Source organism: Agromyces sp. NPDC057865 (assembly GCF_042796995.1).
Taxonomy (GTDB): Bacteria; Actinomycetota; Actinomycetes; order Actinomycetales; family Microbacteriaceae; genus Agromyces.
Genome location: NZ_JBHVMJ010000001.1, coordinates 338745 through 363100 on the forward strand (window position 1 = coordinate 338745; position 24356 = coordinate 363100).

23 protein-coding genes are annotated in these 24356 nt (G+C 72.1%); 10 read left to right on the forward strand and 13 right to left on the reverse strand.

Going from position 1 to position 24356, the window contains the following annotated elements; all coding sequences use genetic code 11:
* Positions 1-92 precede the first annotated feature (92 nt).
* Positions 93-1409: an FAD-binding oxidoreductase gene (locus ACFVN5_RS01465; RefSeq protein WP_376952859.1), complete on the forward strand. Its 1317-nt coding sequence runs from the start codon at positions 93-95 to the stop codon at positions 1407-1409.
* A 19-nt stretch (positions 1410-1428) separates the two neighbouring features.
* Here the strand turns inward: ACFVN5_RS01465 and ACFVN5_RS01470 are convergent, their stop codons facing one another.
* Both ACFVN5_RS01470 and ACFVN5_RS01475 read right to left on the reverse strand, forming a co-directional pair.
* A complete protein-coding gene (locus ACFVN5_RS01470; RefSeq protein WP_376952860.1) occupies positions 1429-2040 on the reverse strand; it encodes a DUF1349 domain-containing protein in 612 nt (203 codons plus the stop codon).
* 38 nt (positions 2041-2078) lie between these two features.
* Positions 2079-2732 carry a hypothetical protein gene (locus ACFVN5_RS01475; protein ID WP_376952861.1) on the reverse strand — a complete coding sequence of 218 codons (654 nt, stop codon included), beginning with the start codon at positions 2730-2732 and terminating at the stop codon, positions 2079-2081.
* A gap of 120 nt (positions 2733-2852) precedes the next feature.
* On the opposite strand from ACFVN5_RS01475, the gene ACFVN5_RS01480 reads away from it, so the two are divergent.
* Positions 2853-3413: a GIY-YIG nuclease family protein gene (locus tag ACFVN5_RS01480; protein ID WP_376952862.1), complete on the forward strand. Its 561-nt coding sequence runs from the start codon at positions 2853-2855 to the stop codon at positions 3411-3413.
* Positions 3414-3610: 197 nt separating this feature from the next.
* On the opposite strand, the gene ACFVN5_RS01485 is transcribed toward ACFVN5_RS01480, so the two are convergent.
* Positions 3611-3835 (reverse strand): hypothetical protein, encoded by a 225-nt coding sequence (locus ACFVN5_RS01485; protein ID WP_376952863.1) that lies wholly within the window; start codon positions 3833-3835, stop codon positions 3611-3613.
* 45 nt (positions 3836-3880) lie between these two features.
* On the opposite strand from ACFVN5_RS01485, the gene ACFVN5_RS01490 reads away from it, so the two are divergent.
* Positions 3881-4417, forward strand: a complete 537-nt coding sequence (locus ACFVN5_RS01490) for a MarR family winged helix-turn-helix transcriptional regulator (protein WP_376952864.1) — start codon at positions 3881-3883, stop codon at positions 4415-4417.
* Positions 4418-4441: 24 nt separating this feature from the next.
* Here the strand turns inward: ACFVN5_RS01490 and ACFVN5_RS01495 are convergent, their stop codons facing one another.
* From ACFVN5_RS01495 to ACFVN5_RS01520, 6 genes are all read right to left on the reverse strand, one after another.
* Entirely contained in the window at positions 4442-5359 is a 918-nt protein-coding gene (locus ACFVN5_RS01495; RefSeq protein WP_376952865.1) for an NAD(P)-dependent oxidoreductase, read from the reverse strand.
* A 121-nt stretch (positions 5360-5480) separates the two neighbouring features.
* Complete coding sequence (locus ACFVN5_RS01500; protein ID WP_376952866.1) at positions 5481-6638, reverse strand: alcohol dehydrogenase catalytic domain-containing protein; 1158 nt, start codon at positions 6636-6638, stop codon at positions 5481-5483.
* Positions 6639-6878: 240 nt separating this feature from the next.
* Complete coding sequence (locus ACFVN5_RS01505) at positions 6879-8276, reverse strand: MFS transporter (protein ID WP_376952867.1); 1398 nt, start codon at positions 8274-8276, stop codon at positions 6879-6881.
* Between the two features lie 155 nt (positions 8277-8431).
* A complete protein-coding gene (locus ACFVN5_RS01510; protein ID WP_376952868.1) occupies positions 8432-8563 on the reverse strand; it encodes a hypothetical protein in 132 nt (43 codons plus the stop codon).
* Positions 8564-8601: 38 nt separating this feature from the next.
* Positions 8602-9408, reverse strand: a complete 807-nt coding sequence (locus tag ACFVN5_RS01515) for a DNA/RNA non-specific endonuclease (RefSeq protein ID WP_376952869.1) — start codon at positions 9406-9408, stop codon at positions 8602-8604.
* A 99-nt stretch (positions 9409-9507) separates the two neighbouring features.
* Positions 9508-10386 carry a DNA/RNA non-specific endonuclease gene (locus tag ACFVN5_RS01520; RefSeq protein WP_376952870.1) on the reverse strand — a complete coding sequence of 293 codons (879 nt, stop codon included), beginning with the start codon at positions 10384-10386 and terminating at the stop codon, positions 9508-9510.
* 349 nt (positions 10387-10735) lie between these two features.
* Here ACFVN5_RS01520 and ACFVN5_RS01525 point away from each other — a divergent pair, with 349 nt between their 5' ends.
* Positions 10736-12094 carry a pyridoxal phosphate-dependent decarboxylase family protein gene (locus tag ACFVN5_RS01525; RefSeq protein ID WP_376954283.1) on the forward strand — a complete coding sequence of 453 codons (1359 nt, stop codon included), beginning with the start codon at positions 10736-10738 and terminating at the stop codon, positions 12092-12094.
* Between the two features lie 61 nt (positions 12095-12155).
* Here ACFVN5_RS01525 and ACFVN5_RS01530 read toward each other — a convergent pair whose 3' ends face one another.
* The gene (locus ACFVN5_RS01530) at positions 12156-15902 is read right to left on the reverse strand and encodes an SCO7613 C-terminal domain-containing membrane protein (protein ID WP_376952871.1); all 3747 of its coding nucleotides are present in this window, start codon (positions 15900-15902) and stop codon (positions 12156-12158) included.
* Between the two features lie 155 nt (positions 15903-16057).
* On the opposite strand from ACFVN5_RS01530, the gene ACFVN5_RS01535 reads away from it, so the two are divergent.
* From ACFVN5_RS01535 to ACFVN5_RS01545, 3 genes are all read left to right on the forward strand, one after another.
* Positions 16058-16915 carry an SDR family oxidoreductase gene (locus tag ACFVN5_RS01535; RefSeq protein WP_376952872.1) on the forward strand — a complete coding sequence of 286 codons (858 nt, stop codon included), beginning with the start codon at positions 16058-16060 and terminating at the stop codon, positions 16913-16915.
* A 303-nt stretch (positions 16916-17218) separates the two neighbouring features.
* On the forward strand, positions 17219-17554 hold the full coding sequence (locus ACFVN5_RS01540; protein WP_376952873.1) for an ArsR/SmtB family transcription factor: 336 nt from the start codon (positions 17219-17221) through the stop codon (positions 17552-17554).
* The gene (locus ACFVN5_RS01545; RefSeq protein ID WP_376952874.1) at positions 17551-18027 is read left to right on the forward strand and encodes an SRPBCC domain-containing protein; all 477 of its coding nucleotides are present in this window, start codon (positions 17551-17553) and stop codon (positions 18025-18027) included. Before ACFVN5_RS01540 ends, ACFVN5_RS01545 begins: the two co-directional genes overlap by 4 nt.
* Here the strand turns inward: ACFVN5_RS01545 and ACFVN5_RS01550 are convergent.
* Entirely contained in the window at positions 18013-18972 is a 960-nt protein-coding gene (locus ACFVN5_RS01550) for an N-acetylglucosamine kinase (protein ID WP_376952875.1), read from the reverse strand. The genes ACFVN5_RS01545 and ACFVN5_RS01550 overlap by 15 nt on opposite strands.
* Positions 18973-19060: 88 nt before the next feature.
* On the opposite strand from ACFVN5_RS01550, the gene ACFVN5_RS01555 reads away from it, so the two are divergent.
* Entirely contained in the window at positions 19061-19504 is a 444-nt protein-coding gene (locus ACFVN5_RS01555; protein ID WP_376952876.1) for a hypothetical protein, read from the forward strand.
* Here ACFVN5_RS01555 and ACFVN5_RS01560 read toward each other — a convergent pair.
* Positions 19434-21941 carry an HAD-IC family P-type ATPase gene (locus tag ACFVN5_RS01560; RefSeq protein ID WP_376952877.1) on the reverse strand — a complete coding sequence of 836 codons (2508 nt, stop codon included), beginning with the start codon at positions 21939-21941 and terminating at the stop codon, positions 19434-19436. The genes ACFVN5_RS01555 and ACFVN5_RS01560 overlap by 71 nt on opposite strands.
* A gap of 117 nt (positions 21942-22058) precedes the next feature.
* Between ACFVN5_RS01560 and ACFVN5_RS01565 the strand changes: the two genes are divergently transcribed.
* Together ACFVN5_RS01565 and ACFVN5_RS01570 are read left to right on the forward strand one after the other, a co-directional pair.
* The gene (locus ACFVN5_RS01565; protein ID WP_376952878.1) at positions 22059-22409 is read left to right on the forward strand and encodes a cupin domain-containing protein; all 351 of its coding nucleotides are present in this window, start codon (positions 22059-22061) and stop codon (positions 22407-22409) included.
* An 18-nt stretch (positions 22410-22427) separates the two neighbouring features.
* Positions 22428-23288 carry a carbohydrate kinase family protein gene (locus ACFVN5_RS01570; RefSeq protein ID WP_376952879.1) on the forward strand — a complete coding sequence of 287 codons (861 nt, stop codon included), beginning with the start codon at positions 22428-22430 and terminating at the stop codon, positions 23286-23288.
* Positions 23289-23449: 161 nt separating this feature from the next.
* Here the strand turns inward: ACFVN5_RS01570 and ACFVN5_RS01575 are convergent, their stop codons facing one another.
* Positions 23450-24343, reverse strand: coding sequence for an LLM class flavin-dependent oxidoreductase (locus ACFVN5_RS01575; protein WP_376952880.1), 894 nt, complete (start codon positions 24341-24343; stop codon positions 23450-23452).
* Positions 24344-24356 lie beyond the last annotated feature (13 nt).

Sequence of the window (24356 nt, forward strand, 5' to 3'; positions counted from 1 at the left end):
GCGCGCGGCCGGCTTCCGATGGCAGGAATCCGCCGTTCGCGGGCAGCGAGCACGGGTGACGGATGTCGGGGGCCGCTGCCAGACTGCCCCTCATGTCGATCCTCTCAGAGTTGAGCGAACGCCTTCCCGGCCGGGCATTCGGGCCCGGCTCCACCGAGTACGACGAGGGACGCACCGTCTTCTACGGCCCCGGAGACCCCGAGGTCGTCTTCCGCCCCACCACCGCCGAGGAGGTCGCGGCCGCCGTGCGCGCGGCGGTCGACGCGAACCTCTCCATCGCCGTCCGCAGCGGCGGCCACGGGAGCATGCCCGCGACCGGCGGCGCGGTCATCGACCTCGCGGAGTTCTCCGACGTCGAACTGCTCGACGGCGACCTCGTCCGGGTCGGCTGCGGCGCGCACTGGGGCGACGTCGCCGCCGCGATCGCGCCACACGGCCTCGCGATCACGTCGGGCGACACGCTCGACGTCGGCGTCGGCGGGCTCGCGCTGGGCGGCGGCATCGGGTGGCTGGTGCGCACGCACGGCCTCACGATCGACCTCGTGCGCGAGATCGAGTTCGTCACGGCCGCCGGTGCGGTGCTCACGGTCACGGCGGAGTCGCACCCCGACCTGTTCTGGGCGCTCCGCGGCGGCGGCGGCAACTTCGGCATCGCCACCCGCTTCGTGCTGCAGGCCTCGCCCGTCGGCGAGCTCGTCGGCGGCCACCTGCACTTCGACCAGTCGCAGGTCGGCGAGGTGCTGCGCGCCTGGCGCGACGTGACCATCGCCTCCCCCGACGAGCTCAACTCCACGCTGATCGTGATGCCCGCGATCATGCCCGAGTTCCCCGCCGGTCCGCAGCTCGCCGTGGCGCTCCGCGGCACGGAGGAGGAGCTCCGCAGCATGCTCGAGCCGCTGCTCTCGCTGCCGTCGATCACCGACGTGTCGCTCGGCCCCGTCGCGTATGCCGAGCTGCTCGAAGCGGCGCCGCCGGGTCGTCCGCCGTTCCAGTTCGTCGGCGGCAACGGGTTCGTCGCCGACCTCTCCGACGAGCTCCTCGCCGCGGCCGAGCGCGCCTACGGCGGACCCGCGCCGACCATGGTCATGCTGCGCGCGCTCGGGGGCGCGTACGCACGCGTCGCACCCGACGCGACCGCGGTCGCCTACCGCGACGCCCAGGCCTTCTTCATGGTCAACAGTCTGCTGCCGCTCGACGCGCCCGAAGCCGACGTGGCCGCCGTGCGCCTCGTCGTCGACGAGCCGCTCTCGTACACGGTCGGGCACTACTCCAACTTCACGCAGGAGTTCGGCGACGACGTCACCGCGATCATCTACCCGCCCGAGACGCTCGCGCGCCTCAAGCGGGTCAAGGCCGCCGTCGATCCGGGAGACGTGTTCCGGCCGGCGCACCACATCACGCCGGCGTAAGGAGCGCGCCGCCCTCGGATCATTCCAGGGGCGGGTCCTCGTGCAGCTCCTCGTCGGCGGGCGCGAGGACCCAGCTCGTGAACCGCACCTCGAGGTCGCCCCGCATGGGCGCGCACACCATGGGCCCCGCGGATGCCGCGGCGGCCGGGAACGGCGCGACGCGCAACGTGCGCCAGCCGCTCGAAGCCGTGCGGGCGCGCAGCGTGATGTCGTCGCCGAGCTCGCCGCTCCGGCTCGCCCGGATCGTGACGAGCTGCCCGGCCCACTCCGGCACGGGAGCCATCGACCAGTCGGACACCCCGTTCGTGACGACGGCGCCGAGGTGCAGCACGCCGTCGGAGACCTCGAGTCCGGCCTTGACCCACTGCTGGTCGCCGACCCAGAGCAGGAGGCCCGCCTGGTCGTAGAGTGCGGTGAGCGCCGACGCGTCGAAGGTCACCTCGACCGCGGCATCCGCCGGCCACTCGGCGAGCAGGCCATGGCCGTCGTCATGGATGAACCCGTAGTGGGTCGTGCGCCAGTAGTCGCTGCCCTCGGCGGCGCCGACCACGAGGGCGTCACCCTCCTGCCGGGCCGACACCGGCTCCCGCGTCCACCGTCCGGCCGCCCACTCCACCCGTCGTCGCTCCATGGTCCAACGCTAGTGCGGCGTCGGCCGCGTGCGCGGTATCAGCCCCAGGCGCCGAAGGCGTCGTCGAGCTCGTCGCGCTCCTCGCGCTTGCGGCGAGCCGCCTCGAGGTCGCGTGCGAGGTCGAGCGAGAGTCCCTCGAGGCGGTCGTCGCGCTCCCGCTCGTAGTCGTCGTCGACCTCGTAGCCCGTCCACTCGCGGGCGAGCCGCTGGTCGATGACCCCGGCGATCTCGTCCCACGCCTCGAGGCGGGCGCGCTCGGCGAAGGCGGCGAGGTAGGCGTCGTCGTTGCGGAGCTCGGTGAGTCGCTTCGCCACGGCGACGTTGATGCGCTCGCGCAGGCGGAGGTTCCAGGAATCAGCGCGGTGATAGTCGTGCTGGTGCTCGGAGCGGCCCTCGCGCTGCGCAGCCGACTCGCGCTCGGCCGCCGACCACTCGGCGACCTGGTCGAGTTCGACGATGAGCTCGTGCAGCACCTCGCGCGCGGCCGCGGCGGCCCGGTCCGAGTCCCACGGCTCCTCGCCCCGGAGCGCCTCGACGATGATGCGGTTCTTCAGGGCCATGCGCCCCGCGGCCTCGGCGACGAGCAGGCCTTCGGTGAAGGACTCCTCGAACGTGAGCGGCTCGACCTCGGGCAGGGCCTTGCGGTCGAACGGCGCGAACCGCTTCCGCTTCCGCCGCTGCCAGAACCGCATCGTGCTGCCCTTCGCCTCCGAACCCCCACGTCCACCCCGCCGGTCGGCGGTCGGAGAACGAGCCTATCGCGGCCGGGTGAACGCCCGTCGGGTGTCGGCGGTCGCGCGTAGCCTGCTCGCATGACGTGCGGGATCGTCCTCGCCGACGGGCGCGCGTGCGGCGAGCCCGTCGAGCCCGGCGCACCCCTGAACCTGTGCACCCGACACCTGTTGGAGGCGCACGACTGGGTCGCTCGAGAGGTCGGCACGACCGACCTGCTCCCCTCGCCATGCATGGCGTGCGGCTCGCGCGTCGGGGTGCGCTACCCCTCGGGATGGGTCTGCGCCGAGTGCGAGTGGCGCGTCGGCGAGGTGCCCGACGACGACCTCGATCGGCCGCGCGTCGAGGTGGTCTACTACATCCGCTACCGCGATCAGATCAAGATCGGCACGTCGGTCAACCCACGGCTGCGCCTCGCGAGCCTGCCCCACGACGAGGTGCTCGCGTTCGAGCGCGGCGGTCGTGCGGTCGAGCAGCGACGGCACGTGCAGTTCGCGGCGCACCGCTTCGCCGGCACGGAGTGGTTCGCGGTGCACGACGCGCTGCTCGCGCACATCGCGGAGGTCTCGGCGGGCGTCGACGATCCGTGGCGCGAGTACGAGCGGTGGGTGCTGCGGCGGGTGGCGCTGCGCACGTCGTGAGGGCGGATGCCGCGGGTGCTGTCGCAGCCGCGCCGCAGCCGCAGCCGGAGTCGCAACTGCAGTCGCAGTCGCGATCGCGACTGCAGGAACTTTCAGACGAAACGCCGTTCGGGCGGCCGCTCACCCCGGTGTGTCGGCGAGGTCTTCCTGCATTCGGGGTCGAGCAGGTCGACACCGGCGGATGCCTCGAGCCGGCGTCACGGGCAGCGGAGCTGGGTGCGCTCGAACGAGCGGTCGATGTCGTGCTCCGACATGGGCGCACCGCAGAGCGGGCAGGCCGCCGGACGCACCGGGACGGGCTCCTCGTCGTACGGGCCGAGCGGCGGCGGCCCGATGTACGGGAGCAGCCGGGCGTTGAGGCGTTCGATGAAGCCCGCGTAGCCGCGCGGGCGCGAGCGGTCGTCACCGGAGGGTCGTGTCATAATCATTAGTGTACTAACTATTTGCACACGATGCATACTGGAGCCATGGACGACCGAGCAGCGACGACGACGGGCGCACCCGCGACGCCGATCGAGGCGGCGAGCGACCGCGCGGCGACCGACCTTGCCGACGGCGCGGGCGTCGCGGCATCCGACGACCTGCTCGCCCTCGAGAACCAGGTCTGCTTCGCCCTGGCGGTCGCCGCGCGGGGCGTGATCGGCGTCTACCGGCCGATCCTCGAACCGTTCGGGCTCACGCACCCGCAGTACCTCGTGATGCTCGCGCTCTGGGGCAGCAGTCCGCGAACGGTGCGCGACCTCGGCGAGGCGCTGCAGCTCGAACCGGCGACGCTCTCGCCGCTGCTCAAGCGCCTCGAGGCGCAGGGCTACGTGACCCGCGAGCGCAGTGCCCGCGACGAGCGCGCGCTCGACGTCGCGCTGACGGATGCCGGGCGCGCCCTCCGCGAGCGGGCGCTCGGGATCCCGCCGCAGGTCGTCGACCGGCTCGGGATGAGCCTCGACGAGCTGAGCTCGCTGCGCGACCGCCTCACCGAGGTGATCGCCGCGGTGCAGCACGGCTGATCCGCGCCGGCGCGCCGGGCGCGCTCACGCCTCGGGATCGAACCCCTCGATGCGTCCTTCGGCGGAGGCGTACTTCACGATGAGGCTGCAGTCCTTGCCGCCGTAGCCCTCGTCGATGAGCCGGTCGAACTGGTCGAGCGCGATCCGAGACGCCGGCAGGTGCAACCCGGCGACGTCCCCCGCGGCGACCGCGAACGAGAGGTCCTTCTGCGCGAGCACGGTCGTGAACGTGGCGTCGAAGTTGCGGTTGGCGGGACTCGTCGGCACGACGCCCGGGACCGGATACCAGGTGCGCAGCGGCCAGGAGTCGCCCGATGACACCGACGCGACCCGGAAGAACGTCTCGGCGTCGAGTCCGAGCTCGGCCGCGAGCTGCGACCCCTCGGCGACGCCGAGCAGCGAGACGAAGAGCATGAGGTTGTTCGCGAGCTTCGCCGCGATGCCCATGGTGGGTCCGCCGACGCGGAAGACGTGCCCTGCCATCGGCTCGACGAGCTCGGCCGCCTCGGCGACGGCCGCCTCCTCGCCGCCGAGCATGAACGTGAGCGTGCCCGCGTGGGCGCCCGCGATGCCGCCCGACACGGGCGAGTCGACGAAGCGGAAGCCGCGCGCCGCGGACTCGTCGTGCGACCACCGTGACGTCTCGACGTCGACGGTCGAGGTGTCGAGCAGCAGCGCCGTCGTCGGCGCCGTCTCCCATACGCCGCCGGCGCCGCCGAGCACCTCGCGCACGTGTTCACCGCGGGGCAGCGACGTGAAGACGGCGTCGGCGCCCTCCACCGCCTCGGCGATGGAGTCGACCACCTGCACCCCGCGCTCGGCCGCCGCGGACCGGCACGCCGGATCGGGATCGACTCCGCGCACGTCGTGCCCCGCGGCGACGAGGTTGCCCGACATCGGGCTTCCCATGTGCCCCAGACCGATCCAGGCGATCGTCGCCATGGCCCCTCCCGACTTCATCGACGCGGAGTGCGGCAGGTGTCGCACCACAGGGTGCCCGCGTTCCCCACGATACGTTCGCGGCATCCGCCGGGCAACGGATGCCGCGGGGCGCCGCCGACCTTCAGAACCGGATCACCTGGCGGATCGCCCGGCCCTCGGCGAGCGTGTCCATCGCGTGGTCGATGTCGTCGAGCGCGATGTGGGACGAGATGAGCGCCTCGACCGGGAGCCGGCCCTCGCGCCAGAGCTCCGCATAACGCGGGATGTCGCGCGACGGCACGGCCGACCCCAGGTAGCTCCCGACGATGGTGCGCGCCTCGGCGGTGATCGTGAGCGGCGACACCTGCGCGAGCGCGGTGGGCGAGGGCAGCCCGACGGTCACGGTTCGCCCGCCCGGCGCGGTCAGCGCGAACGCCGTCTCGAAGGCCCGCGGATGCCCCGCCGCCTCCACCACGAGCGGCGCGCGCAGCCCGGCCGCGACCGCCTCGTCGGGCGTCATCGCGGCGGTCGCGCCGAGTTCGCGCGCACGGGCGAGCTTCGCCGGGACGGCGTCCACGCCGATCACCAGCCCGTGGCGCAGCGACACCGCGGTGATGAGCGCCGCCATGCCGACGCCGCCGAGGCCGACGATCACCACGTCCTGCCCGGGCTGCACCGCGCCGGCGTTCACGACCGCCCCGCCGCCGGTGAGCACCGCGCAGCCGAGGACCGCCGCGACATCCGCCGGTACATCGCGCCCGACGACGACCGCCGAGCGGCGATCGACCGCCGCGTGCGTCGCGAACCCCGAGACGCCGAGGTGGTGGTGCACGGGCTCGCCGTCGCGGTGCAGGCGGATCCCGCCGTCGAACAGCGTCCCCGCCGCGTTCGCCGCGGTGCCCGGCACGCACGGCATGACACCGCCGGTGCGGCATCCGTCGCAGTCGCCGCAGCGCGGCAGGAACGCCGTGACCACCCGGTCGCCGACCGCGAAGCCGGCAGCGGATGCCGCCGTGCCGACCTCCTCGACGATGCCCGCGGCCTCGTGGCCGAGCAGCATCGGCACCGGGCGCGGCCGGTTGCCGTCGACCACCGAGAGGTCCGAGTGGCAGACGCCCGCCGCCTCGATGCGCACGAGCAGCTCGTCGGGTCCCGGCGCGTCGAGCTGCAGCTGGGAGACGGTGATCGGCATCGAAGCGGCGTACGGGCGCTCGCGCCCGAGCTCCTCGAGCACGGCGCCGGTGATCGTCCGGGTGCCGTTGCGCGTGCGGGTCGCCGCGGTGGTCGCGGATTCGGTCATGGTGACTCCTGAATCGAAGGACACGACGAGTGGCGTGCGCCGAAGGACGCGAGTGGGCGATCTTGGCGAATCTGAACGCCGGTAACGCGCCAACATCGCCCACTCGCGGGAGGAAGGATCCGCGAGGGAGGACCCGCGGGTCGAAGGAGAAGTGCTGACGCGTCGGGCCGACGCAGACGCACGGATGCCGCGGCACGACCGACTCCGGAGAGCCGGCCGCCCGCGGCATCCGCTTGGCCCTTACGCCTCGACCCGCTCGGCGAGCTTCTCGCGGTCGGCCGCGTCGATCGAGCGGAGCGAGATGCCCACCGTCTCGCGGAGCGCGATGACCGCGACGAGCGTCACGGCCGCGGCGAGCGCGAGGTAGATCGCCACGGGCACCCACGAACCGTACGTCGAGAGCAGCAGGGTCGCGATGATCGGCGCGAGCGAGCCCGCGATGATCGAGGTGACCTGGTAGCCGAGCGAGACGCCCGAGTAGCGCATGCGCGTCGGGAACATCTCGGCCATGATCGCGGGCTGGCCGGCGTACATGAGCGCGTGGATCATGAGGCCGAGGATGAGCACGCCGACGATGAGCCAGTCGTTCTCGGTGTCGAACAGCGGGAAGGCGATGAAGCCCCAGACCGCGGCGAGCACGGCTCCGGCCGCGTAGACCGGCTTGCGGCCGAGCTTGTCGCTGAATCGCCCGACGACCGGGATCACGGCGAAGTGCACGACGTGCGCGAACAGGATGAGCGTCAGGATCGTCGACGTGTCCATGCCGAGGTGGGCCGACATGTAGGTGATCGAGAACGTCACGACGAGGTAGTACATGATGTTCTCGCCGAAGCGGAGGCCCATGGCGGTGAAGACGCCGCGCGGGTAGCGCTTGAGCACCTCGAGCACGCCGTAGCGGGTGCGCTTGTCCTGCTCGGCCTCGGCCTGCGCCTCGATGAAGATCGGCGCGTCGGTGACCTTGGTGCGGATGTAGTACCCGACCGCGACGATCACGACCGAGAGCCAGAACGCGACGCGCCAGCCCCAGCTGAGGAACGCCTCGTCCGAGAGCGTCCACGAGAGCACGAGCAGCACGACGGTGGCGATCAGGTTGCCGGCGGGCACGGCGGCCTGCGGCCAGCTCGCCCAGAAGCCGCGCTGCTTGTCGGGCGAGTGCTCGGCGACGAGGAGCACCGCGCCGCCCCACTCGCCGCCGACCGCGAAGCCCTGGAAGAAGCGGAGCACGACGAGCAGGATCGGCGCGGCATAGCCGATCGCGTCGAACGTCGGCAGGCAGCCCATGAGGAACGTGCTGACGCCCACGAGGATGATCGCGAGCTGGAGCAGACGCTTGCGGCCGTACTTGTCGCCGAAGTGGCCGAACACGATGCCGCCCAGCGGACGGGCGATGAAGCCCACGGCGTAGGTGAGGAACGCCTTGATGATGTTGTCGAGCGGGTTCTCGCTCGGCGGGAAGAAGATCACGTTGAAGACGAGCGTGGCGGCGGTGGCGTAGAGGAAGAACTCGTACCACTCGACGATCGTGCCGGCCATCGAGGCCGCGACGACCTTGCGCAGGCCGCTGGGTGCTCGGGAACCGGATGCCGCGGACGGCGGGGATTGTTGGGACGTGCCCTGGGTCGAATTGCCGACGGCCATGGTCGACTACCTCCTTGTAGTTGGCGACGCGGATCGGGGGACGCGCTGCAGGCGATTCTCACCATGTGCACGGGTGAGCGGCAATCGCGTATCCCGCACAGTGGGTGTGCATTCCTGCACACTGGCCGGACCGACGGGCAGCTCGGATCAGCTCGTCACGCCATGCCCACCGCCGTTCGCTCGAGGTCGCTCTTGGGTCGATCGCGCTGGGTCGCGATCGCGGTGCCCGCAGCCACGAAGCGGCGGCGGCGGAGCGCGGCATCCGTGTCGTGGTCGGGTCGGGTCACCAGTCGACGATACGCCGAGCGCTCGGCGGCCCCGACGCCTACAGCAGGATCTCGTCGAGCGCCTCGACCTGCCGCCAGCCGGCCGCCGCCACGGTCGCGGGCGTGCGGTCGGCGGCGACGAGTTCGGGCATGGCGAGCCGGGTGAGCGCGCCGATGTCGGCGATCGGCACCTGGAACGTGCGGAACGGCCCGAGTGGCGGCGCCTCGCCTGGCACGGCCTCGCGGAGCTCGGACGTCTCGATGAGCGGCGCCTGGTCGACCACGAACCCGACCGCGGCGAGGGTGTCGTCGACGCCGGTGTTCCATGCCGCGATCTTCCAGAACCGCAACGGCACCCGGATGCCGCGGTACGGCGGATCGCCCGCCGCGAGCACCGGCCCCGTGAACACGCTCAGCCGCAACCGGTGCGCCCGCGCGTGCTCGAGCACGTGGTCCTCGAGGCCGAGCCACAGCTCCTTCGACTGGTTGAACCCCGACGCCTGCGGGGCGGCGTTCGTGTAGCGGAACGTGTCGGCGTTGGCGCGGGCCGCGACGTCGGGCTGGCCCCACACCGGATCGCGACGACGCACGAGATGGCCGCGGTCGAGGTCGTTGTCGGCGTAGATCGCGGGACCGGCCTGCCAGTCGATCGGGATCCGGTCGTCGAAGCGCCATTGGTCTCCGCGCTCGAGCTCGACGAGCTCGGCGCCGTCGACGTTGACGCCGGTCACACGCGCGAGGCGCCGCACGGTGTCGAGCACCACGGTGAAGTGCACGTAGTCGAGCTCGACCGCGGTCGCGGCATCCGCCTCGTCGACTCGCGGCATCGCCGCGACCACCCCCAGGAAGCGCGCGTCGAAGCCCATGCGCCAACTCGACCACGAACCGCCGACACGTCGACGGAGAACCGCCGACACCCGACCGGTCCCCCCGGTCCGCCGGATGTCGGCGGTCGGTCCGAGCCCTCAGACGAGGATGTCCTCGGGCGACTCGATGGCACGCCAGCCCTCGACCCCGCGGGGCAGGTGCTCGGCGGCCACGAGGTCGGGCATGCTGAGGCCGGTCAGCGCGACGATGTCGGCGATGCGCACCTGGAACGTGCGGAACGGCCCGAGGGGCGGCACGGCGCCGAGTTCGCGCGGCAGCTTGTCGACGTCGACGAGCGGCGACTGGTCGACGACGAACCCGGTCGTGGCGAGGCCGGTGCCGTCGTGCCAGGCGGCGACCTTCCAGAACCGCAGCGGGATCCGGATGCCGCGATAGGGCGGGTCGTCGTCGGCGAGCACGGGGCCCGTGAACACGCTGAGCTTCAGCTCGTTGACGCGCGCATGCTCGAGGACGTGGTCCTCGAGGCCGAGCCACAGCTCGCGCGACTGGTTGAACCCCGACGCCTGCGGCGCCGCATTCGTGAACATGAACGTGTCGGTGTTCGCGCGTGCCGCCTCGTCGGGCTCGCCCCAGACCGGGTCGTTGCGGCGCACGAGGTGCCCGCGGTCGAGGTCGTTGTCGGCGTAGACCTCGGGCCCGGCCTGCAACTCCTCGGGCACCCGGTCGTCGAACACCCAGCGGTCGTCGCGCGGCACCTGCACGAGCCGGGCGCCGTCGATGTTGACGCCCGTCACGCCCGCGAACCGGCGGGTCGTGTCGAGCATCACCGTGAAGTGCTCGTAGACGAGCTCGACGGATGCCGCGGCCTGCGGGTCGGGCATGGTCGGCATCGTCGCCGGTACGCCCAGGAATCCGGGGTCGAAGCCGGCGGACTCCTCCGTCGCGGCGTCGGGGGGGACGTCCGGTGCTCCGGTCACGTCCGCGAGGGCCTGTGGCGAGCGCTCGTCGGTGTCCATGATGTGCCTCCGTATTCCGGGCCGCACCGGGCCCACGACTCTGAGGGTTCCTCAGCACAGGTCTACGCCCCTCGCGTGAAACCGGCATCAGGGGTTGCACGGAATCCGGGCTCGCGAACGCCGGCCGGGCGGTCTGCAGGGCCCTCGCGCGGAATCGCCACGCATGCCTCGGTTCGTTGCGCTGACCGGGTCTCGCTCGCCCGTTCCCTGCGCCCCGCGCAGCGATCGCTCGTGAATTTTGCGGACGCGTCCGCGTGTGTCACGCTGCTGGCTGCCCCCAGAACCCCACCCGCTCCGAGCGAGAGGATGCCGCGTGCACGCCGAGCCCCTGACGTCGAACCCGACCCGCATGCACGAGGTCTCGAGCGAGACGACCCGACTCGTCGACCTCGTGCTCGACTACTCGCGCCGCCGCATGCTCTCGGGCGACACGCCGCTCGACAAGCCGAGCACCCAGTCGGAACTGGCGCGCCTCGCCGGACGCACGATCGACGAGCGCGGCATCGGCGCGACCCGCGCCCTCTCGCTGTTCGAGCACGTGCTCGCGCCCGCCTGCATCACGACCGACCACCCGCAGTACCTGTCGTTCATCCCGACCGCGCCCACCAAGGCCGCGATCGCGTTCGACCTCGTCGTGTCGGCGAGCGCCCTCTACGGCGGCTCGTGGCTCGAGGGCGCCGGCGCCGTCTATGCCGAGAATGAGGTGCTCGCCTGGCTCGCGAGCGAGTTCGGCCTGCCCGCCACCGCCGGCGGCGTGTTCGTGCAGGGCGGCACGCTCGGCAACCTCTCCGCGCTCGTCGCGGCCCGCGACCACGCCCGGTCGACGCTGGCAGAGGCCGGCACGGATGCCCCGGGCCGCTGGAAGATCGTGTGCAGCGCCGAGGCGCACTCCTCGATCGCGTCCGCGGCGCGCGTCATGGACGTGGACGTCGTGCCCGTCGCCCCCGGGGAGGACGGCATGCTGCGGGGCGACGCCGTGCGTGCCGCGCTCGAGGAGCACGGGGCATCCGTGTTCGCCGTCGTGGCCACCGCCGGATCGACGAACTTCGGCATCGTCGACGACCTCGCCTCGATCGCCGCGCTCAAGGACCAGCACGACTTCTGGCTGCACGTCGACGGCGCCTACGGCCTCGCCGCGATGCTCTCTCCGCTCGCGCGCGACCGGTTCACCGGCGTGGAGCGCGCCGATTCCGTGATCGTCGACCCGCACAAGTGGCTCTTCGCGCCGTTCGACGCGTGCGCGCTCATCTACCGCGACCCCGAGACCGGCCGCCGCGCGCACACGCAGCACGCCGAGTACCTCGACACCCTCACCGAGACGAGCGAGTGGAGCCCGTCCGACTACGCCGCGCACCTCACGCGCCGGCCCCGCGGACTCCCGCTGTGGTTCTCGCTCGCGACGCACGGCGCGGCGGCCTACCGCGAGGCGATCACGAACTCGATCCGGCTCGCCCGCGACATCGCCGACGAGATCTCGTCGCGCGAGGGCTTCCGCCTCGTGCGCGACCCGCAGCTCTCGGTCGTCGTGTTCGAGCGCGACGGCTGGACGAAGGCCGACTACGACCGCTGGTCGGCCCGCCTGCTCGACGAGCAGCGCGCGTTCGTCACGCCGAGCTCGCACGCGGGCCGCACGAACACGCGCTTCGCGATCGTGAATCCGACCACGACGATCGATCAGCTGGTCGCGATCCTCGACACGATGGCCTGATCGGCGGGGCGCCCCGGCCGTCCGATCCGCGGATGCCGCGGGGCTCTCGATCGCGCTCCAGCTACTCGAGCTCGCGCAGCCGGGCCGCCACTCCGAGCCCCTGCGCGCTGCGACGCTCGTAGCCGACCGCGATCGTGAGCAGCACCGCGCCGGCGGTGGCGAGCGTTATCCACCACGGCATCGCCCCCACGGTGCGGTCGAGCTGCGCCGCGAACACGACGACGTTCTCGATCGGAAGCACCGCGATCCCGAGGATGAACGGCGCCGCGAGCTTGCGCATGGACCCGACCAGGATCGCGACGAGCGCGAACGCGATGACCATGATCGGGCGGTACAGCTGCGGATCCGTTCCCGTCGCGAGCACCGACGGGAGCAGCGTGAGCACGATGCCGGGGGCGAGCAGTCGCCAGGAACCGCGGAACCCCACGGGCCACGAGTCGAGGGTCGGCCGCACCTCCCGGTCGGCGGGCCGCATGCCGATGATGCCCGCGGCCAGCACGGCGAGCCCGAGCGGCAGCGAGAAGAACTCGACGCGGAGGTCGCGCATGCTCCACCCGGCCACGCCCGTGAGCCAGGCGAGCCCGTAGACGAACCAGAACGGCGGAAGCGCCGGTCGTCGGCGCAGCGCGACCATCACCGTCGTCAACCCAACGGCCAGCAGCGCCACCATGAGCGCCCAGAGCACCCAGATCGCGAACCATTCGGGCCGGATCGCCGTGACCGGGCCGGCCACGAGGTAGGCGAGCGCCGGCGCGTACAGCCACCGAGTGTCGCGGGCCGCGCGCTCCGCACGATTCGTCGGCTCGATCCGTCGGGCACCGAGCCGCGCCAGTGCGGCAGCGGCGACGGCGATCGCGGCGCCCGCTGCGGAGAGCGCGAGCGCCGGCACCATCACCACGACGACGCCTGGGGCTGCATCGAGGCCGGCGCCCAATCGGACCGCCTGGATCGGGCCGGCTGCAGCAGCGACGAGCGCCGACGCGAGCAACGGGAGGCGGAGCTCGTCGAGCCGACGGCGCGTGCCGTCCGGACGCGGGCGCAGCCAGGCGCCGCTGCCGAGCAGCGCCACGGATGCCGCGAGGAGCCCGACCACGCGCCAGGCCGAATCGCCGACGCCGTTCCCGACCCAGGTCAGGGCGATGAGCGACGGGAGGAGACCGCACGCGATCGCGCACGCGAAGAGGGTGACGCCTCGACGCCCGGAGGCGACGAGCACGGCGGCGACCACGACACCGGCGATCGCGGGTGGGAGCGTGTAGGGCTCGATCACGTCGACGCCGAGCATCGCCCAGACGCACCAGAGCGCGCCCGTCCAGCTCGCTCCGGCGAGCCACCATCCGTACCGACGACCGGCGAGCATGCTCGTCGCCGCCGCGCCGATGCCGATCGCCACCAGCACCGCGATCGCCGTGCCGAATCCGGCCGCCTCACGGACGAGGGCGAGCAGCACCGCGATGGCTCCGGTCAGGAGGGTCGACGTCTCGATCGCGAGGCGTACCGCGACGGCCGGCCCTTCGCCGAGCCCGCGGCGCACGAGCATCGATCCGATGGCGGCCGTGCTCGGGAGCGCGACGGCCACGATCCCGGCGATGATCGGGAGCGTCACCGGCGAGCCGCTGACCTCCAGGAACTCGGCGCCGAGGCAGACCACGACCACCGCCAGTGACGGGACGAGGAGCGCTGCCGCAGCCGCGCGCACGACGGCGTTGAGGCCCGGCCTACGGGTGAGCACCAGCGTGAGCGCCAGCAGGAACGCGACGCCGGTCGAGAGCGCGGTCCAGCCGCTCCGTTCCCAGATCACCACCGCCACGCCGATCAGGAACGGCACCGCCGTCACGACGAGGATCGCGTACCACTCGGGCGGTTCGATGCGGCGAACGAGCGTCGCGGCGAGGGCGGCGAGCGCGGCCGTCGTCGTGGTGAGGCACAGCACCGGGATCGATTCGAGTCCCGCCAGGTGGAGCGCCGTCGCCACGAGCACGAGCGAGTAGGCGTACGCGACGCCGACGTACGCCGGGCGTGCAGTCCGGCGCGCGGTGCGGGCGATGACGACGACGGATGCCACCGCCAGCGCGCCGATCGGAACGGTGACGGCGCTGTCGGTCCACGAGATGAGCGCGGCCTCGACGAGTGCCAGGTGCGCGAGCACGACGAAGGGGGCGCGCAGCGCCGGACGCGCGAGCGAGAACCTCGAGCGTCGCAGCACGACGATGAGCGCCGCCACGACGGCGATGCCGATCCCCAGCATTGAAGCGCCCAGCGGGACGAATCCCTGCCACGCGACCAACGTCGTCGCGGCGGCCACGCCCAGCCACAGCGCCAGGTCGAGGACGCCGATCGGGAACCGGCTCGATGCGCCGCCGGTTGCTCGTCGGGTCGCTCCGGCGAGGACGATGCAGCCGACAGCCGCGACGGCGAGCGCGACCGCGGCGACCACCTCCTGAAGCGGGCCGAAGGCACTCGTCGCACCCGTCGTGATCGAGTCGCGACCGAGCGCGAACGCCCTCAGCACCTGGTCCAGCGGCTGGAGCGACGCCACGAAGCCGACATACACCGCCGGGAGGAGCAGGACGAGCAGCACGGCGAGGGCGCCGAGCTGCACGGGCCGCGGGCCGAGCCAGCCGCGCGGCCCGTTCCCGAGGAGGCCCGACACGGCGACCGTCGCGGCTGCACCCGCGGGGATCAGGGCGGCGAGCCACACCGGGTCGACCGCCGTGAACGCAAGGGGCAGCACCGCGAGCGCTCCCGCGGCGAGCGCTCCGGCCGCGAAGCCCCAGGCGCGGGTCGCGCCGTGCTGCGCGCCGAGGACGGCACCGGACGCGAGCGCGAGCAGCACGGAGACGCGGAACATCGTGCCCACAACGTCGGTGGACCCGACGAAGGCCAGTTGGACGGTCGCGACGAGCGTCACGACGACCTGCAGCGAGCTGAGGGTCAGGTGCTCGGGCCGGAGGGCGCTCGCGAACCGCGTCGACACGCGATCGAGGAGCTCGTGGGCGAACAGCGTGACCGCCACCACGCCCACGTGTCCCATCACGGCACCGTCGCCGCCCACCGAGTAGCCGAGGAACGCGGGCACCAGGGCGAGCCCGACGACGGAGGCCCAGAGCCAGACCCGGATGCGGGCGAGCCAGGCCAGCCCGAGCAGGACAGCCGACCCGGCCAGCGTGCCCAGCGCCGCGAACACCCAGGGATCGCCGAATGGGACGAGTTCGGAAGCCGCCTGGGCGTCGAGAGCGAGGAACACCAGGGCCAGCGCGCCGATCGCCTCCGCCGAGAACGTCACCCCGCGCCGACGGAGCAGCCACGAGCCGGCGACGAACACCACCGTCACCGTCGCGATGACCGCAGTGCGCACGCCGAAGCCGACATCCGGGTTGAGGAGCGCGAACACGATCGCGGCGACCGCGATGAGTCCGGCACCGGCCACGGCGAGCACGGACTGCACGCTGACCTGCGAGGCCGGAGCCTCGGCAGTCGCCGTCACGGCGGCGATCGTGCTGCGCTCATCGGTCGGCGGTGTCGTCGACGTCGTTTCGTCCGCCACAACGGGCGTCGAGGCGACGGCCGTCGGCACGGCATCGGTCCGCGGGCTCAGCGTCGGCAGGGCCGTCGCTAGGCGATCCCGCTCGAGGATCGCGTCGGCCGCGCGTCGAGAGGCAGCCCAGACCTCGGCGCCCGCCGCGCCTCCCAGCACCGCGTGGCACTGGGGACAGGTCGCTGCGCCGAGGAGCTCGGCGTCGCAGCGCGGGCAGAGGGCGGTCTCCTGCAGGTACCTCACCGCGAGCGCGGTCCACGGCGTGGTCATTCGCGCAGTCTATTCAGGCGTGGCGGACGAACGCGGAGGGGCGCGACTGAGACCACCCGACTTGCATCTCCCCCCGATCCGCGAGGAGCCTTGGAGTGGAACGGAGGTGCCCGCCCAGACGCCTGTCGGGACGCCGTCCGGACGCGGGACGCGAGATGAGCGACACACGACTCCTCGCAGACCGGACCGTCGTGGTCACCGGCGGTACCGGCGGGATCGGCCGAGCCACGGCGCAGGGACTCGCGGCCCTCGGCGCTCGCGTCGCCATCGTCGGCCGCGATCGGGCACGCGCCGAGTCCGCTGCCGCGGACCTCCGCCGGATACCCTCGGCCGGTGAGGTCGACGTGTTCGAGGCCGACCTCTCGTCGCAGGCGCAGGTGCGTCGACTCGCGGCCGAGCTGCAGGAGCGCCTTCTCCGGCTGGACGTCCTCGTCAACAACGTCGGCGGGTTCTGGGCGCACCGCCACGTCACCGAGGACGGCATCGAGCTGACCTTCGCGCTGAACCACCTCGCCCCGTTCCTGCTCACGCGCCTCCTCGTCGATCGGTTGGTGGCACTCGGGCACGCCCGCATCGTCACCGTCACGTCGAGCGCGGAGGCGTTCGGCCGCATCGACTTCGACGACCTCCAATCGGAGCGGTACTCGGGCCAGCGCGCCTACAACCAGTCGAAGCTCGGCAACGTGCTCTTCACCTACGAGCTCGTGCGACGACTGGGCGACACGGGGGTCACCGCGAACCTCGTGCATCCGGGCGTCACCCGCACGGCGTTCGGCGCCGAGGACCAGGCAACGTGGTACGCGATGAGCGGGATCGGCCGCCCGTTCATGCGCTCGCCCGAGCGCGGTGCGGACACCGTCGTCTGGGCCGCCTCAGCGCCGGAGCTCGAGGGCGTCACGGGCGGCTACTTCCACGATCGGCGCCCGAAGCGCTCGTCACCGCGGTCGCGCGACGAGACGACGGCGAAGCACCTCTGGGAGGTGAGCGAGGCGCTCACCGGCATCTCCCGGTGACCCGCATGCCTCCACGGCGCGCGATAAACGTGCAAGCACCGCGGGCCCGTGCGGCGCGACTCGACTTGGAGTGACCTTTCCTCCGCAGAACCGGTCGATTTGTTTACCAATCGATTTCTCAACAAATCGTCTTCTCGACAAATCGACTACTCGACCAATCGACTCCCTTACAGTTCGCCGAGCGCACAAGTAAACAGATCGACCGGTTCTGCAGGGGAAACCTCCTCCCGTGCGGGCGAAGCGGTCTCGGGATTTTGAGCACCCATATTGAACTATTCGGTTCAGTGTTCTACACTGAACCACATGGTTCAGCAACAGATACTCGATCGGGCGTTCGCCGCCCTCTCCGACGAGACGCGGCGCAACATCCTGACGCGCCTCGGCGACGGCCCGGCGACGATCACCGAGCTGGCCGAGCCGGCGGGCATGACGCTCACCGGCATCCGCAAGCACGTCGACGTGCTCGAGGCCGCCGGCCTCGTCACCACCGAGAAGGTCGGCCGCGTTCGGCAGGTCCAGCTCGGCACCGAGCGCTTGGACGACGCCATGGCATGGATCAGCTTCTACCAGCGACTCTGGGAGCGCCGCCTGGACGGCCTCCAGGTCTACTTCACCCTCAGGAAGGGAACGGAATCATGAGCGACATCGACACGAGCGAGACCATTGGGCTCCGCCTGACCCGCGAGCTCCCGGCCATGCCCGAGGAGGTCTTCGACGCCTACACCGACGCCGAGCAGCAGAAGATCTGGTTCTCGATCCTCGACAAGGAGCCGGGCATCGTCGAGATCGAGGTCGACCTCCGCGTCGGCGGCAAGCAGGTCGCCGTGTGGGGGCCGAACCGCGACACCCTGTTCCGCGAGGAGCAGGTGTTCCTCGAGATCGACCGCCCGCACCGGCTCGTCACCGAGTCGTCGGGCAGCGATCCGAGCGGGCAGACCATGACCACGCACATCGTCGTGACGTTCGAGGCCATCGAATCGGGCACGCTCGTCACGGTCGAGCAGACCGGCTTCCCGACGCCCGAGGTGCGCGACTTCTTCTCGACCATGGTGTGGATCGGCGCGTTCGATCGCATCGAGGCGTTCCTCGTGCGCTCCTCAACGAGCGGATGACGCCGACGCGATGCGCGCGGCCAGGGCGCTCGTCGGGTCCACCCCGGCGAGCGCGGCCGCGCCGTCGAGGGGATGCGCCTCGCCGATCCGCACGTCGGCCGTCGGCACCTGCTCGAGCACCGCGGCCGTGAAGGCGCGGGCGAGCACGGTGCCCCCGAACACCCCGCCGATCCCCCGCACACGTGGCGCCGCGGCATCTGCCTCGCCCACACGGCGAAGGCCGGCGACCACGGATGCCGCGAGCTCGCGCCCCGCCGCCTCGACGATCGCCGCGGCGACCGCGTCCCCCGCCGCGGCGGCCTCCGCGACCGGGCGCGCGTACCTCGCGATGCGCTGCACACGCTCGGGATCGGTCTGGAGTTCGATGTACGCAGACTCCACGTCGGGAAACTCCTCGCGCACGACATCGGCCAGCGCCGTCGGCGCCCCGCGTCCGTCGTGCGCGCGCATGACCGCGTCGAGCGCGGCGCGTCCGAGCCAGTAGCCGCTGCCCGCGTCGCCGATGAGGTAGCCCCAGCCGTCGACGCGAGCCACCTCGTCGACACCGACCGCGAGCGTCACGACGCCCGTGCCCGACGCCACCACTGCACCGCGCTCGTCGCCGAGGGCGCCGAGGTAGGCGGTGATCGAGTCGTGCGCGAGGTGCACGTTGCGCACGCCGAACGCGGCGGCGGCCGCCAAGAGGTAGCCCGCGTCGGCGACGTCGTCGGTGAGGCCCGAGACGCCGAGGCCGACGGTCGTGGCGGCGCGATCCAGCTCGAGCGACTGCTCGATCACGCGCGCGAGCTGCGGCAGCAGCGGCAGGTCGGTACGGATGCCGGGTCCGGCCCATTCGCTCGCGCCCGCGGCATCCGCGTGGCGCACCTTGATGCCCGACTGGCCCGCGTCGATCGCGAGCGCCCCGTCGAGCCGGACGTCGCCCGCGCCATCCGTTCCCGTGAGCATGGCGTCATGCTATCGGCGGGGCTGCCGCGGCACGGGCCGTCGCTCCTATGCTGGTCCCGAACCGCAGGCGGCGCCGGGAGGGGGCGACATGCGCGACGAGGACGGCATCGAGCGACCGCGTCCGCCGAAGCGCGTCATCGTGGTCGTGGTGCTCACCTACATCGCGGGCATCCTCGACATCATCGCCGGGGTCCTGCTGATCCTGCTGCGCTACGACGACGTCGTGCAGGCCGACGGCGAGTCCTACTGGATCACGCTGTGGGGCGCCGCGATGATCCTGCTCGGCCTGCTCACGATCGCGATGGCGTCGGGCCTCACGCGCGGCCGCAACTCGGCGCGCATCTTCGTGACCGTGCTGCTGTCGATCTCGCTGGTGCTCTCCGTCGTCGACGTCGTCGTGAGCCCCACGGATGTCTCGAGCTGGTGGTCGCTCGGCATCGGCGGGCTGCTCTCGGCCCTCGTCATCCTCGCGCTGTGGGCGGGGCGGTCGGCGGAGTTCTTCCGCCGCTCGCGCGCGCTTCCTGCTGCCTGATCGCCGCGACCAGGGCCGGCGCCGACACGACCTCCATGCGCGCGACCGCCCTGCGGTGCACGAACCGCACCACCTCGACGCCGAGGATCGCGATGCCGGAGGACGCGATCACCAGCAGCGCGGTCGTGAGCGACGGGTCGTCGAACTGCAGGAAGTCGTTGATGAACGGAATCGCGTAGACGAGCACGACGCCGATCATCATCGCGCCGATGATGAGGATCTTCCAGCCGTCGATCGGTCGGGACAGCACGATGAGCACCCAGAGGCCGACGATCGCGAGGATGAGCGTGGAGCCGGTGCGCAGCTCGGTGACGGGGATGCCCGCGTCGGTCGCCATCTGGCTGTAGAGCGCGAGCGTGAGCGCGATGACCGCCCCCGCGGGCAGCGCGAAGCTCAGCGATCGGCGGAGGAAGCCCGGGATGTACCGGCGCTTGTTCGGCATGAGGGCGAGGAAGAAGGCCGGGATCCCGATCGTGAGTCCGTCGACGACCGAGAGCTGGCGCGGCAGGAACGGGAACGGCAGCAGCATCACGCCGAAGAGCAGGGCGAGCCCCGTGGCGTATGCGGTCTTGGTGAGGAACAGCATCGACACGCGCTCGATGTTCGCGATGACCTGACGGCCCTCGGCCACGACGCCCGGCAGCCGCGAGAACCGCCCGTCGAGCAGCACGAGTCGGGCCACGGCCTTGGTCGCCGCCGACCCCGACTCCATCGCGATCCCGATGTCGGCCTCCTTGATCGCGAGCGCGTCGTTCACGCCGTCGCCGGTCATCGCGACGGTGTGGCCGCGCTGCTGCAGCGCCAGCACGATGTCCTTCTTCTGCGACGGGGTGACCCGGCCGAACACGTTGTGCAGCTCGAGCACCTCGCCGAGTTCGTCGAGGTCGGCCGGGAGGTCGCGCGCGTCGTAGCCCTGCGGCGCGTCGACGCCGACCTCGCGGGCGATGGCGGCGACGGTCTGCGGGTTGTCGCCCGAGATGATCCGCACGGCGACGCCCTGCTCGGCGAAGAACTCGAGCGTCTCCTTCGCGTCGGGTCGCACCGACTCGCGGAAGGTCAGCAGGGTCACCGGCGTCAGTGCGCCGGGCAACCGCTCCGCGTCGGCACGCTCCTCGGTGAGCTCCTCGACGCTGTGCGCCAGCACGAGCGTGCGCCGGCCGGTGGCGGCGAGCTCGGCGGCCCGGTTGCGCAGGTCGGCGCGGCCCGCGGCATCCGCGCCGGCGTCGTCACCGGATGCCGCGAACACCATCTCCGGCCCGCCGAGCACCCAGGTGCCCCGGCCGGGGAACCCGACCGCGCTCCACTTGCGCGCCGACGAGAACGCGATGCGGGCGCCCGGATCGAGCACGCGCTGCACCGGATACGGCTCGACCAGGCACCGTGCGGTGGCGTTCGCCTCGGGCTCGGCGCCGTACCAGGCGAGCACGTCGGTCCACCCGTCGGGCGGCGTCGCGGCGAGCGGATGCGACGCGTCGAACACGATGTCGCCCTCGGTGAGCGTGCCCGTCTTGTCGAGGCAGATGAGGTCGACGCGCGCGAGCCCCTCGACGGCCGGCAGCTCCTGCACGAGCACCTTGCGGTTCGCGAGCTTCACGGCCCCGACGGCGAACGCGATGCTCGTCATGAGCACGAGGCCGAGCGGGACCATCGCGACGATCGCGGCGATCGTGCCGACCGCGGCATCCTGCCAGCCGCCCTGCTCGATCGCCTCGACCCAGCCGCCCGCGACGATCATCTGCGCGTTGAGCACGAGCAGGAAGACCGGCCCGATGATCCACGCGACCCAGCGCAGTACCTTGTTGATCGAATTGCGCAGCTCGGATGCCACGAGCGAGAACTGCTTGGCCTCGCTCGAGAGCTTGTTCGCGAACGAGTCGGCGCCGACCTTGTCGACGACCGCGGTGCCCCCGCCGCCGATCACGATCGAGCCCGAGAGCACGGCATCGCCGGGCTGCTTGTCGACGGCGTCGGACTCGCCCGTGAGCATGGACTCGTCGAGCTGCAGGCGCTCGGAGGTCGCCACCGCGGCATCCGCGGGCACCTGGTCGCCGGCGCGCAGCACAATGACGTCGCCGAGCACGACGTCGGCGATCGCGATCTCGGCCTCGGTGCCGTCGCGCACGACCCGCGCGCTCGGTGCGTGCAGCAGCGCGAGCTTGTCGAGCGAGCGCTTGGCGCGGAACTCCTGCACCGAGCCGATGATCGTGTTCGCGATGGCGCTGAAGCCGAAGAGCGCGTCCTGCCAGCGGCCGATGAGCAGCAGCACGAGGAAGCACGCGAACACGATGCCGTTGAAGAGCGTGAACACGTTGGCGCGGATGATGCTCCACGCGCTGCGACTCGTGGGGCTCTCGAACGCGTTGGTCTCGCCGCGCGCGATGCGCTCCGCGACCTCCGCGGAACTCAGGCCCGTTGCACTCGCGACGATCGCCCCCACGCAGTCATCCCACCACACCGGGCGGCCCGAGCGACAGGTTCGGCGCGTGCGCGGTGCGGTGGCGGCATCCGGCCTGCGGCGCTATCGTGGCCGCGCATTCGACTCGAGGAGGAGGTGGTGCCGGTGGTGCTCGTGCATGAGCGACCGGATGCCGCGACCGACGACGTGGGCTGGAACGAGTCCATCGAGGGCGAGACGATCGGCTCGCAGGTGTCGATCATCATGGTCTACTCGACCCGTGAGGGGGCCGGACCGCGGCTGCACCGGCATCCGTACACCGAGACGTTCGTCGTGCGGCACGGCCGCGCGCTCTTCACGGTCGGCGACGAGCGGCTCGAGGCCGTCGGCGGCCAGGTGCTCGTGGTGCCCGCGTTCACGCCGCACAAGTTCGCGTCGATCGGGTCGGAGCCGTTCGTCTCGACGAACATCCACGCGAACCCGACCTTCGAGACGGAGTGGCTGGAGTAGGCACCCCAGAATGGACGGGTGACCGACCACGTCCTCATCGCCGGGCCCGCCTCCTGGAACCGAATCGTCGAGCTCGACCGCCTGCCCGAGCCCGTGCCGCACATGCAGTTCGTGCTCGGCGACTGGGAGACGGTCGGGGGCACCTCGGCCGGCAAGGCGTTGAGCCTGGCAGCGCTCGGCCGACCCGTCACGCTGCACGCGCTGCTCGGCGGCGACGTCGAGGGTGATCGCGTGCGTGACGCGCTGACGGCCGCGGGCATCGACCTGCTCGTGGGCGACGGCGTCACGACCGAGCGTCACCTGAACCTCATGACGCGCCACGGCGGCCGGGTCTCGCTGTACCTCGCGACGCCCCAGCCCCGCGATGATGCACCCTCCCCCGAGGCGATCGTCGCGATGTCGGATGCCGCGGCCATCGTGCTCGACCTCGCACCGCTCTCGCTCGGCCTGATCCCGGCAGCGCGGGCCGCAGGCCGCCCGATCTGGACCGACATCCACGACTACGACGGCGGCGCGGAGTTCCATCGCCCCTTCATCGCGGCTGCCGACGCGATCTTCATGAACGCCGACCGCATCGGCGGCGATCCCCTCCCGTTCATGGAACGGTGCATCGCCGGCGGAGCCTCGCTAGTGGTCTGTACGCTCGGTGCCGGGGGCGCTGTCGCGGTCGACGCGCGGATGCGGCGGCACCGCGTCCCTGCGGAGCCGGTCGACGTGCTCGACACGAACGGCGCCGGCGACGCGTTCATGGCAGCCGTGCTCGATGCGACGCTCAGCGGTGCTGACATCCCCGACGCGCTGCGCGCCGGCGCCCGACACGCGGCATCCGTGCTCACGACCCGGCACCTGCACCCGAGCCTCGACGCGGTGCTCGGCTGAAGCCGCGTCGGTCGGCCGATCTCGGCCGCAGGCGACGGTCACGCTGCGCCGTGACTGAGGTCCGGTCTCGGGCTCCGGCGCCACAACGCCACAACGCCACAACGCCACGGTCGTCGCCAGAGGAAGACTCCTGTCCGCGTCGCCGATTCTCGGCCGGCTTGTCAGCGGCGCAGCTCGCTCGCGACCGCCTCGCGCAGCGCCGGCGCGACCTCGGCGGCGAAGCGCTCGATCGTCGCCGCGTCATCGCTCGCGAGGATGAAGGTCGCGATGCCGTCGTCGATCGCGTAGGGCAGCAGGTCGTCGACCCACTGCGCGGGCGGCCCGTCGAGGAACCCGCCGGCGCCCCCGTCGGAGAATCGCCCGCCCACGTTGAGCAGGCGCCGGATCTCGCTCGGATCGCGTCCGGCGTCGGCCGCCGCGTCGTCGATGCGCGCGTTCCCGTCGGCGAGCGCGCCTGGCTCGAGGCGGGCGAGCGACGGCACCCAGCCGTCGCCCTTGCGGCCGGTGAGGCGCAGCATCCGCGGCTTCACCGCACCGATCCAGATCGGGATGTCGTGCGCCGGAGCGGGTCCGCGCTTGGCTCCGCTCACGTGGTGGTACGCGCCGTCGACCTCGAGGCGCGTGCGATCCGCGGGGTCCCAGATGCCGCGGATGATGTCGATCGCCTCCGAGAGCGCGTCGACGGCCTGTCCGGGTGAAAGGCGGCGTCCGCCCATCGCCTCGATCGCGTCCCAGAAGGCGCCGGCGCCGAGGGCGAGCTCGAATCGGCCTTCCGAGAGCAGGTCGAGGCTCGCGGTCGCCCGGGCGAGCACGGCGGGCTGGCGCAGCGGCAGGTTGGCGACGTTCGCGGCGAGGTGCACCCGTTCGGTCCTCGCCGCCACCCACGCGAGCAGGGTCGACGTGTCGTGGAACCGCGGCTGGTACGGATGATCCTGGAACGTCACGAGGTCGTAGCCCGACGCCTCGGCGAGCACTGCGAGCCGCACCGCGAAGTCGGGCGGATCGTTGCGGGGCGTGACGAAGGTGCCGAACTGCAGCTCGTGTCCGTAGTGCATCGTGCTCCGATCG